The 9,517-nt window shown below is 65.3% G+C and carries 10 protein-coding genes; 2 read left to right on the forward strand and 8 right to left on the reverse strand.

The annotated features are described in order from the left end of the window. Window positions 1-97: 97 nt before the first annotated feature. The 3 genes from AC07WJ_RS24105 to AC07WJ_RS24115 all read right to left on the reverse strand — a co-directional run bounded on the left by AC07WJ_RS24105 (window position 98) and on the right by AC07WJ_RS24115 (window position 2,587). Window positions 98-775, reverse strand: coding sequence for a hypothetical protein (locus AC07WJ_RS24105; RefSeq protein ID WP_494937209.1), 678 nt, complete (start codon window positions 773-775; stop codon window positions 98-100). Window positions 776-792: 17 nt separating this feature from the next. After that, window positions 793-1,356: a sigma-70 family RNA polymerase sigma factor gene (locus AC07WJ_RS24110; protein ID WP_494937210.1), complete on the reverse strand. Its 564-nt coding sequence runs from the start codon at window positions 1,354-1,356 to the stop codon at window positions 793-795. Window positions 1,357-1,537: 181 nt separating this feature from the next. After that, window positions 1,538-2,587: a MaoC family dehydratase gene (locus AC07WJ_RS24115; RefSeq protein ID WP_494937211.1), complete on the reverse strand. Its 1,050-nt coding sequence runs from the start codon at window positions 2,585-2,587 to the stop codon at window positions 1,538-1,540. A 213-nt stretch (window positions 2,588-2,800) separates the two neighbouring features. Here AC07WJ_RS24115 and AC07WJ_RS24120 point away from each other — a divergent pair, with 213 nt between their 5' ends. Both AC07WJ_RS24120 and yacG read left to right on the forward strand, forming a co-directional pair. Beyond that, window positions 2,801-3,424 carry a Maf-like protein gene (locus AC07WJ_RS24120; protein WP_494937223.1) on the forward strand — a complete coding sequence of 208 codons (624 nt, stop codon included), beginning with the start codon at window positions 2,801-2,803 and terminating at the stop codon, window positions 3,422-3,424. 11 nt (window positions 3,425-3,435) lie between these two features. Next, window positions 3,436-3,660 carry a DNA gyrase inhibitor YacG gene (gene yacG / locus AC07WJ_RS24125; protein WP_494937212.1) on the forward strand — a complete coding sequence of 75 codons (225 nt, stop codon included), beginning with the start codon at window positions 3,436-3,438 and terminating at the stop codon, window positions 3,658-3,660. A 78-nt stretch (window positions 3,661-3,738) separates the two neighbouring features. Here the strand turns inward: yacG and AC07WJ_RS24130 are convergent, their stop codons facing one another. From AC07WJ_RS24130 to AC07WJ_RS24150, 5 genes are all read right to left on the reverse strand, one after another. Next, complete coding sequence (locus tag AC07WJ_RS24130; protein ID WP_494937213.1) at window positions 3,739-5,280, reverse strand: acetolactate synthase large subunit; 1,542 nt, start codon at window positions 5,278-5,280, stop codon at window positions 3,739-3,741. A gap of 130 nt (window positions 5,281-5,410) precedes the next feature. After that, window positions 5,411-7,012 (reverse strand): ABC transporter substrate-binding protein, encoded by a 1,602-nt coding sequence (locus tag AC07WJ_RS24135; protein ID WP_494937214.1) that lies wholly within the window; start codon window positions 7,010-7,012, stop codon window positions 5,411-5,413. A gap of 17 nt (window positions 7,013-7,029) precedes the next feature. Beyond that, a complete protein-coding gene (locus AC07WJ_RS24140; RefSeq protein WP_494937215.1) occupies window positions 7,030-8,019 on the reverse strand; it encodes a dihydrodipicolinate synthase family protein in 990 nt (329 codons plus the stop codon). A gap of 73 nt (window positions 8,020-8,092) precedes the next feature. Continuing rightward, on the reverse strand, window positions 8,093-8,989 hold the full coding sequence (locus AC07WJ_RS24145) for a dihydrodipicolinate synthase family protein (RefSeq protein ID WP_494937216.1): 897 nt from the start codon (window positions 8,987-8,989) through the stop codon (window positions 8,093-8,095). Continuing rightward, on the reverse strand, window positions 8,982-9,517 hold a 536-nt coding region (locus AC07WJ_RS24150; protein WP_494937217.1), incomplete at its 5' end, for an ABC transporter ATP-binding protein. The genes AC07WJ_RS24150 and AC07WJ_RS24145, both read right to left, overlap by 8 nt.

The following is a 9,517-nucleotide window of genomic DNA, read 5'->3' on the forward strand; positions in this document are numbered from 1 at the left end:
ATTCGGACCGAGGCAGTAGGCCGCGAATGTTTCTGTTTGAATGCGCAGATGTTTCCGATGCGATGCGGCGGCGAGCGACCGATTGTCACACGGACGATCAGGTCGACGGGCCGGCAAAGCGCACCACGTTGGTCCGCGCCTTGAGGGTCGACAGAACCTGGTCGACCTCAGCTTGCGGCATGCCGCGCGCGCCGACCCGGACACGGTAGAAGCCACCCGGACGCGGGCCGTCGACAATGCTAGCACGAACCTGCTCGAGAAGCTCGGTCATGTCGGCGGCGCTCGCCTGGGCGGTGAAGCCGATCAGGACGAAGGTGCCGTCGGTGCGAACCTGCGCGCCGGTGGAATAGGACGCGGTCTGGAAGATCGCACCGCCGTCGATCAGGCCCGAGCCGATCACGCCGGCCTGGACCACCAGGGCAATGGCGGCGGCACCCGCGGCATAGGCCAGCGTGCGGGGCGACAGCAGGGCAAGCTTGGCGCCGAGCCAGTCGACGAGGCCGGCTTTGGCGCGGGCGGCGACATGGGCCGCCTTGGCGGGCTCCGCCTCGACGCGCTTCATCAGCGCGTCGAGCACCCGGGGCGACGGCATCGGCATCCGGTCGACCAGCGCCAGCGTCGCGTCCTGGTCTTCCCGGACGATCTCCAATTCGTCGCGCAGCGACGGATCGGTCGCGAGAGCCGCCTCGACGCGCGCCTTGTCGGCGGCCTCGAGCTTGCCTGAAACGTACCAGGGCAGCAGCTCGGAAAGGGCTCGCCGTTCGGATGCATTCACGGAAGGATCGCGCGTCGTCATGGCCAACCTCGATCGACTCCGGCGCTTTGCATCAGCTCCTGGAGTCTTTTACGCGCATAGAACATGCGCGTCTTGACGGTGTTTTCCGGTATCCCGACGATCTCGGCCACTTCGGAGATGGATTTCTCCTGGTAGTAGACGAGATCGACGATCTCCCGGTGCTCGTTGGAAAGGGCCTCGATGCAGCGACGGATCGCCTGCGCCTTGTCCACTTTCTGAGCCACCGTTTCGGGCGTATCCGCGTCGTCGGCGATGGCGCCGGCCTGTTCCTCGTCGAGGGCTGCCTCTTTCGGCCGTCGCAAACTCGACAAAGCCTTGAAGCGCGCCATTCCGAGGATCCAGGTCGAGACGCTGGAACGCCCCTCGAACCTGTCAGCCTGCCGCCACACGTCGAGAAACACTTCGCCAATGAGGTCCTCGGCAAGCCCCTCGTCCTTGATGAACCGGAGGATGAACCGGAACACACGGACATGGTGGCGGGCGTAGAGGGCCCTGAAGGCGAGACGATCGCCCTTGGCGACCCGGCTTATGAGGTCCTGGTCGCTGTCAGACTGCATCATCGGTCCCGAGCCGGTGGGCTCGCATGATCAGTCGCGGCGAGGAATGAAAAGGTTCAAAGGCCATGTTGAAGAATCTATCCGTGCCGATCAGCGAAGGCCACGCGTAACATGACCGAACGGGAGGCGAGGTCAACCGCGCGCCCTGCAAGGAGGCCCGCGCGGGACCGGATGGAATACCCGCTCAGACCGGAATCAGCGCCCAATAGTCGAGATCGAGGATCACCGAGGGATCATAGTCCTCGCCGGCCCGGAGCGGATAGGCGGCGCAGGGCTGGTCCTTGGTGGCGATGGTGCGGATGCGCAGCGCCCCGACATCGTCGCGACCGGGCAGCTCCTGCACGTCCAGGATCTCCGACCAGGCGAAGACGGTATGGCCGGCGAACAGCGGCGCGACATGGCGCCCGCCATTGATCGCCGCGACATGGAAGGCATTGGCCAGGCCGTTGAAGGACAGGGCGCGGGCGATCGAAATGACGTGGCCGCCATAGATCAACCGGCGGCCGAACCGGCCCTGGCCCTCGGTGAACTGGTTGAAATGGACCTTGGCGGTGTTCTGGTAGAGCCGGGTCGCCATCATGTGCTCGGCTTCCTCGACCGTCATGCCGTCGGCATGGTCGATCTTTTCGCCGATGGCATAGTCGCGGAAGCGATGGCGCTGGCCGGCGAGGCCGGTGTCATAGGCCTCCGGGTCGATGATCGGGCAGGCATCGCCAATGGCGTCCGGATCCAGCGCCTTTGGCAGCGCCGGGATCAGCTCGGGCGGCGACGGGGCGTCCTCGGCACGCTTGCGCACCATCACCCAGCGGACATAGTCGAGCACCTCGACCCCATGCTGGTTGACGCCGATGGAGCGGACATAGACGACGCCGGTCTTGCGGTTGGAATTCTCCTTCAGGCCGATGACCTCGGAGACGGTCGACAAGGTGTCGCCGGGATAGACCGGGCTGAGGAACCGGCAGCCGGCATAACCAAGATTGGCCACCGCGTTCAGCGAGACATCCGGCACGGTCTTGCCGAACACCACGTGGAAAACCAGGAAATCGTCGAGCGGGCTCCTGGGATAGCCGATCTCGCGCGCGAAAGTGTCTGATGACTGGACGGCGAAACGGGAGCCATAAAGCGCGGTGTAGAGGGCGACGTCGCCCGTCGTCACGGTGCGTGGCGTGGCATGGCGCAGCTTGTCGCCCAGACGGAAATCTTCGAAAAAGCGGCCCGGATTGGTCTTCGGCATGACTGGTTCCCCACAGCTTCCCCGGTTATGCCGTGCTGCGCCGCGAAATCCAACCGGACGAAAGGCGGGTGATCCGGCAGCGGCCGGCCATCTCCATGTTCACAAACCCGCGGGGCTTAGGTAATGATCGCGCCGCCGTCGCCGCAGCGCGACAACGCGTCGGGCTCATCCGATCGGCCGATGCCAGAAAAGGTGCCCATGGCTGCGACCTCCATCCCCGGCCGGCCGAAACTGATCCTGGCCTCCGGCTCGCCGCGCAGGCTGGCCTTGCTGCAGCAGGCCGGCATCGAACCCGACACCCTGATCCCCGCCGAAATCGACGAGACGCCGATCCCGCGCGAGAGCCCGCGCAAGCTGGCGCTCAGGCTGGCGCGCGAGAAGGCCTCGGAGGCGGTCAGGCGCATCCGGGACGACGATGCCTGGAAAGGCGCCGTGCTGCTGTCCGCCGATACGGTGGTCTGTGTCGGCCGGCGCATCCTGCCCAAGGCCGAAACGGTCGACGAGGCCGCCGGCTGCATCCGCCTGCTCTCTGGCCGGTCGCACCGCGTCTATACCGGCCTTTGCCTGGTCGACCAGCACGAACGCATCCGCGCGCGGCTGGTCGAGACCCGCGTGCGCTTCAAGCGGCTCGGCCGCGAGGAGATCGACGCCTATCTCGCTTCCGGCGAGTGGCGCGGCAAGGCCGGCGGCTATGCCATCCAGGGCATTGCCGGCGCCTTCGTGGTGTCGCTGATCGGCTCCTATACCAATGTCGTCGGCCTGCCGCTGACGGAAGCCGTCGGCCTGATCGCCGGCACCGGCTATCCCGTCACGTTCGGCTGGATCAACCAGGCTTGAGGGACGCGAGCGTGAACCCGGTGAACGACAACGACCAGCCCGTCGACCCGCCGCGCGCCTGCCCGATCTGCGGCAAGCCGGCGCTCGTCCGGTTCAAGCCGTTCTGCTCGAAGCGCTGCGCCGAAGTCGACCTGCACCGCTGGCTGAGCGGCAGCTACGTGATTCCGGCAAGCGAGGATGACGACGAGGACGGGGATGGCGCGGCAGCGCCCGATGGGGATGATCACGAGCGCTAGTCGGGATCGACGTGTGGCGTCAGCCCCGTCTTTGCCGTTCTGAGCTCCCAGCAGCTCTTCGCCAATTCAGGTCGTGTCCTAGAACAATACCTCCACGAGAAAAGGCCCCTTCCGCCTCAAAGCCGAAGCCAGCAGGTCGGAAAGCTGTTCGGTGGTCGAGGCGCGAACCGACTCGACGCCATAGCCTTTGGCCAGGCTCGTCCAGTCGATGGCTGGTCGGTCCAGCGTCAGCATGTCACGCGCTTTGGGGCCTGCCACCGCACCGACATTCGCAAGCTCGTTGTGGAGCGTCGCATAGGATCGGTTCGCCCATACGAGTGTCAGGACATCCAGGTTTTCGCGAGCCTGTGTCCACAGGGCCTGCGAAGTATAAAGTCCGCTACCGTCGGCCTGTAGCGTAATGACCTTCCGATCGGGGCAGGCAACCGCGGCCCCCGTCGCAAGCGGCATTCCGATGCCAATCGAACCGCCTGTCATTTGTAGCCAATCGTGCCGAGGAGCCCCCCGGGTCGCGGCGAAAAAGTTGCGGCCGGTGGAGATCGATTCATCGCAGACTATCGCACCTTCGGGCAGATGGGCGCCAAGAATGGTGCCGATAGACGCAGGATTGAGAGCGCCCGTCGGCACCGAAGGGCGCTCCATGCCTTCCGCCAAGTTTGACGGCGGTTTGGCGTTCAAAGCCTCGGCGAGGCTCTCCAGCGCCCGCAGCTGATCCTCGGCGGCGGAAGCGAGTTCAATCAGTTCGCATTCGGGATGATGCGGCAGGCTCGGTTTGTCCGGATACGCAAAGAACGCAACCGGCTGTGTGGTCCCGACGAGAACGATGAGGTCCACACCGTCGAGGGCCTTGACGGCGGCTTCCACCGGATAGGGGATGCGCTCGATGTAAGGAATGCCGCCGCCGCGCTCGAGCCGGGCACTTGCATAAGGCGCCAGGACGCGTCCATCGACGCTGCTGGCGATCACCTTGGCCAGCGCGGCGCCCTTGCCGCGCAGGCATCGATCGCCGACATAGAGAACGGGGTTGCCGGCCTTCCTGAGCCTTCGCGCGATATCGTCCACCCGAGCAGCCTCGACAGAGCGGCGCGCAGGGTTCTGAAATCCCGGGACAACCTGGCCGCCGGGGCGCCAAGCGGTGTCCGCGGGCAGGATGAGCGTCGCGATACCGCCTGGCGGCTGATGGGCCGCGACGACTGCGGCGGCGCCGTCGGACGCAATGTTGGCCGAGTTCTCGGAGGTTCGCACCCAGCTCGAGAATGTCCGGGCCAGGCTCTCGATATCGGACGTCAGCGGTGAATCGTATCCGCGATGATAGGTCGCGTGCTCGCCGACAATGTTCAGGATCGGCGAGCGAGCCCGTCGTGCATTGTGGAGATTGGCGATCCCGTTCGCGAGGCCGGGCCCCAGATGCAGCAGCGTTGATGCAGGACGGTCCAGCATGCGCCCATAGCCATCCGCCGCTCCCGTCGCGACGCCTTCAAACAGGCAAGGCACGCATCGCATGCCGTCGACCCGGTCGAGCGCCGAGACGAAATGCATTTCCGAGGTGCCAGGGTTGGCGAACGACACCGTCACATCGCAGTTGACCAGCGTCCGTACCAGGCTTTCGGCCCCGTTCATTGTCATTTCCGGCAAACCTTATGTGGAGAGGAGCGGCGACCGCCGGCCCGCCCGCGCGATATCCGCGAGCGGACCGGCCAGAGGCGGCGGGCGGCCTTGGGTTCCGAGCGGGAGGCCGTCCCAGATTGCCCTAGCCCCGCTTTTCGATGTTCCAGAACACCGGTGTGTCGGCCGGCACCCAACCATGGATGTTCGAACGAACCGCCGCCGGCAGCAGAAGTTCTCCAAGCACGATATGCGTCGGGTTTTCCGAGGCCCGGCGCTGGATTTGTTCGGCGATCGCCTTTTGCTGATCGATCGTGGTCGCGCGGGCAAACCTGGCGCGCAGAGCCTCCATCTCGGGATCATTGGGCCAGCCGACCGCCGCCTGATCGCCCGAGGCGTTCAGGAACGAGGTGACGATGGGGTTGACCACATCCGCGGCCACCAGCGACGACATGTAGGCGTTCCAACCCCCGCGAGACGCGGGATCCTTCCGGACCCGCCGTGCGACGAGCGTCTGCCAGTCCATCGTCTGCATATCGACCTTGAAGCCGCCCCGCTCGAGCAAAGCCTTGGCGACCGGCCCCAGATTCACGAGTTGCTGAACATCGGTGGAGCTCAGCAGAACCAGCGGTTCGCCATCATAGCCGGCCTCCTTCAGAAGCTGACGCGACTTCGCAAAGTTGGATTCCAGCTTGTCTTCCATGCCCGCCAGCGTGGCGAGGGGCGTGTTGCACACGAAGATGGCTTTGCAAGTGCGATAGTAATCCGGATCGCCAACAGCCGCCTTCAGGAAGTCCTCCTGATTGAAAGCGTATAATGCCGCCTGCCGCACCTTCGGGTTATCGAAGGGCTTCACTGCATGGTTGAAACGGAAGAAATACTGGTACCCCGTCTTGTTCCAGTTGACGAGCTTGGCCGAAGGGTCCGCCTTCAGGAGCGGCAGAAGATCGTGGCTCGGCTGGGTGATGATGTCGACTTCGCCCGCGAGAAGCGCGTTCACGGCCTGCTGCTGGTCCGCAAGGACACGCCATTCGACTCGGCGAACCCTGGCGATCTTGCCGCCGGCATGGCCTGACGGAGCCTCGGATCGCGGCTTGTAGCCGTCAAATTTCACATAGACGGCCTTGTCTCCCGGCCGCCATTCCTCACGGACGAACATGAAGGGACCGGAACCGACAAATTCCGAGATCTGGATATTCGGATCCGTCATGGCAACCCGCCTGGGCATGATGAAGGGCACGTTTGACGACGGCTTGCCGAGCGCCGGAATCAGGAGGGCGGTAGGCTCCTTCAGCTTGATCACGAAGGTTCGCGCGTCCCGCGACTCCATGCTTTCCACAAAGGTCATGACCATCTGGCCGAAACCGTCGCGCGCCGCCCAGCGCCTGATCGAGGGAATGACGTCGGCGGTCGTGACCGGCTGGTTATCGTGCCAGAGGAGGCCTTCACGAAGCTGGAAGCTATAGGTCAGCTGATCCGCGCTTACGTCGTAGGTATCGACCATCTGGGGGTGGACCTGGCCGTTCGCGTCGGTCGCGAACAGGGTCTCGTAGATCATGTGTCCATGGTCGCGGACGATATAGGCGGCCGCCCAGATGGGATCGACGATGCGCAGATCAGACTGCATGACGATCCGAAGGGTATCCTGCGCGCCATTGGCCATGGAGACCCGCGGAGCGAACAGACTTCCGGCGGTGGCGGCAGCTCCGGCGATGAGCGCGCGTCGCGATGTGTCGAACTTGACCATGACCTCGTCCCTTCTGGTTATGTCGTTGCCGGACCAACAGACGTGGGCCACCAGGCGGCCGGCAGAGCTGCCTCCGGGAGGCCGTTGGACCGTGCAAGTTGGGCCCTGCTGTCGCGGAGAGCGGCGCTGACGGCAGCCTTTTCGGCCTCGGTGAGGCGCGGCAGGGGCGCGCGAACGCCGTCATGGGCAAGCACGCCGTCGAGGACGAGCGCGTGCTTCAGGCGGGCGCGGAAATTGCGTCGGGGCGCATCGAAGACCCGGTCGGAGAAAATCCTCAGGCTCCGTTCGATCTCGTCGGCTCCCGGCTCGCCGGCATGTTCAAACAGCCGCACATAAGGTTCCGGCTGGACCGTGGCGCAGATCGACGTGACGCCGTGGGCGCCTTTGCGCAGGAAGTCGAGAATGGAAGCGTCGTTGTCGACAAGGACCTTCAGCGGAGAATCGGGCCGCAGAAACTGCCGTCCGGCTCCGTCGTAGAAGCTGAGATCGGCAACCGTATCCTTGACCGCCGCGACACCGGGCGTCTCCGCGAGCCGCATCAGCGCCTCCAGGTCGAGGCTGGGGGCCGTCGCCCCTGGCAGACGAAAAACGATCATGGGGAGCGACGAGCGCTGCCATATCGCGCGGAAGTAGGCGGCGGGGATCGCGGGATCGAGCGGAGTACCGGCAAAGGCGGGGTGAGGAAACACCAGGAGGGCCTGAGCCCCCGCTCTGGCGGCTTGCAGAGCCTGCTCGGCGGCGTCCTCGGTGTTCACGCCGAAAATGGTGGCGATGATCGGCTGGGCACCATGGGCCCTGGCAACCATGAAACGGACCACCTCCGACCGTTCGGCGACGGTCAGATGGGGGCCCTCCGCCATCATCGCATTGGCAAGGAGCGCCGAAATGCCGGTATGGCGCAGGCGCTCCATATGGCCTTCCAGCGATGCCCAATCGATGCCGCCACCGGGCACAAAGGGGGTCAGTGTTCCGGTGATGACACCGGCCCAGGTGTTAAAGCCGCCCATGATGTTCGTCCTCGCAGACAAGGGAGATCACTCTTCGCCGGCGAAGGACCTGCCTCCGACGCCGGCGAATGTCTCAGCCTGTGTGAGCGACCGTCGAAACCACTTCTCTGACCCGGCTCTGGGCCGCTTCCGGAAGAGGCAGGATCGGGCGCGGCAGGTCGGCGCGTGTGAGCCCCTGCAATTGCGCGATCGCGTAGACCACGCGAAGGCTGGAGAACTCTTTGAAGAGAGACCAGATCGGCTCCAGCGTCGCGTTGAGCCGGCGGGCTTCGGTCGCGTTGCCAGCCTGCGTGGCCCTGACGATCGCCAGGCATACGTCCGGCATGATACCGCCCAGCACACTGTACCAGGCGTCAGCGCCGGCGATGAGCGCCTCCGTGCAATTCCAGTCGCCGCTATAGCCTACCGAAAATCCCTCCTGACAAGCGGCGCGCATTTCAGCGAGGTTGGCTGGCGCCGCGGAAGCGTCCGTCGACGGCGACTTGACGGCGATCACGCCGTCAACCCGGCTCAGGCGGCCGACGAGCGACGGACTGAAGCGGAAGTGCGTCGTGCCGGGATTGTCGTAGATGCAGAGCGGAAGGCCACTCTCGCGCGCCACCGTCGCGAAGTGCTCGAACACCTCGTCGTCGTTCAACGGCGTGTAGGATACGGGAGCCAGAAGCCCCGCCGCCGCGCCGGCAGCCTTGGCGTCCTGAGCCAGCTTCACGGCATCGTCGGTCCGCAAGGCGCCGACACCCACCACGACCGGCGTCTTCGACCCGGTGACGCTGAGCGCCGCCTGCAGAGCCCGGCGGCGCTCTTCCCGCGTGAGATAAGCGTAGGTTCCCGTGCTGCCCAGCAGGCCGATCGAGTCCACGCCCGCGGCAACGAGGCGAGACACCAGACGCTGAAGGTCGGTTGTATTCACCCGGCCGCTGGGATCAGCCGGGGTGATCGGGAAAGCAGAAAGGCCGGTGATATCAGGCATTGACGTGTTTCCCTTTGTTGTAGATCTGGGCGACCCGGGCGAACTCGAAATTCCGGCCGGGCGCGGCTTCGAACAGCGACTTGGTATAGGGATGGGCCGGAGCGGCGAAGATGTCGGTGGTCTTGCCGTGCTCGACCACCACGCCGTTCTTCATGACCGCGATGCGGTCGCAGATCTGGGCGGCGACGCGCAGGTCGTGGGTGATGAACAGCACGGCGAGGTCGAATTTCTTTCTGACGTCGTCGAGCAGGTCGAGCACCTGCGCCTGCACGGAAACGTCGAGCGCCGACACCGCTTCGTCGGCGATCAGCACCTCCGGCTCCATGGCGAGCGCGCGCGCGATGCAGATGCGCTGGCGCTGGCCGCCGGAAAACTGGTGCGGATAGCGGTCGAGCGCATCGGGCGACAGGCCGACGAGTTTCATCAGGTCGCGCGCCCGGGTCAGCGCCTCGTCCGCGGCCATGCCGAAATTGCACGGGCCCTCGACGATCGAGGCTCCGACCGAGCGGCGCGGATTGAGCGAACGAT

Source organism: Phreatobacter sp. GW821-FHT04C01 (assembly GCF_059420385.1).

Excerpts from the sequence above, each read along its gene's own strand:
- AC07WJ_RS24110 (WP_494937210.1), bottom strand. The coding sequence starts at position 1,356 with ATGATGCAGTCTGACAGCGACCAGGACCTCATAAGCCGGGTCGCCAAG.
- AC07WJ_RS24130 (WP_494937213.1), bottom strand. The coding sequence starts at position 5,280 with ATGAACGGGGCCGAAAGCCTGGTACGGACGCTGGTCAACTGCGATGTG.
- AC07WJ_RS24145 (WP_494937216.1), bottom strand. The coding sequence starts at position 8,989 with ATGCCTGATATCACCGGCCTTTCTGCTTTCCCGATCACCCCGGCTGAT.
- AC07WJ_RS24115 (WP_494937211.1), bottom strand. The coding sequence starts at position 2,587 with ATGCCGAAGACCAATCCGGGCCGCTTTTTCGAAGATTTCCGTCTGGGC.
- AC07WJ_RS24140 (WP_494937215.1), bottom strand. The coding sequence starts at position 8,019 with ATGGGCGGCTTTAACACCTGGGCCGGTGTCATCACCGGAACACTGACC.
- AC07WJ_RS24135 (WP_494937214.1), bottom strand. The coding sequence starts at position 7,012 with ATGGTCAAGTTCGACACATCGCGACGCGCGCTCATCGCCGGAGCTGCC.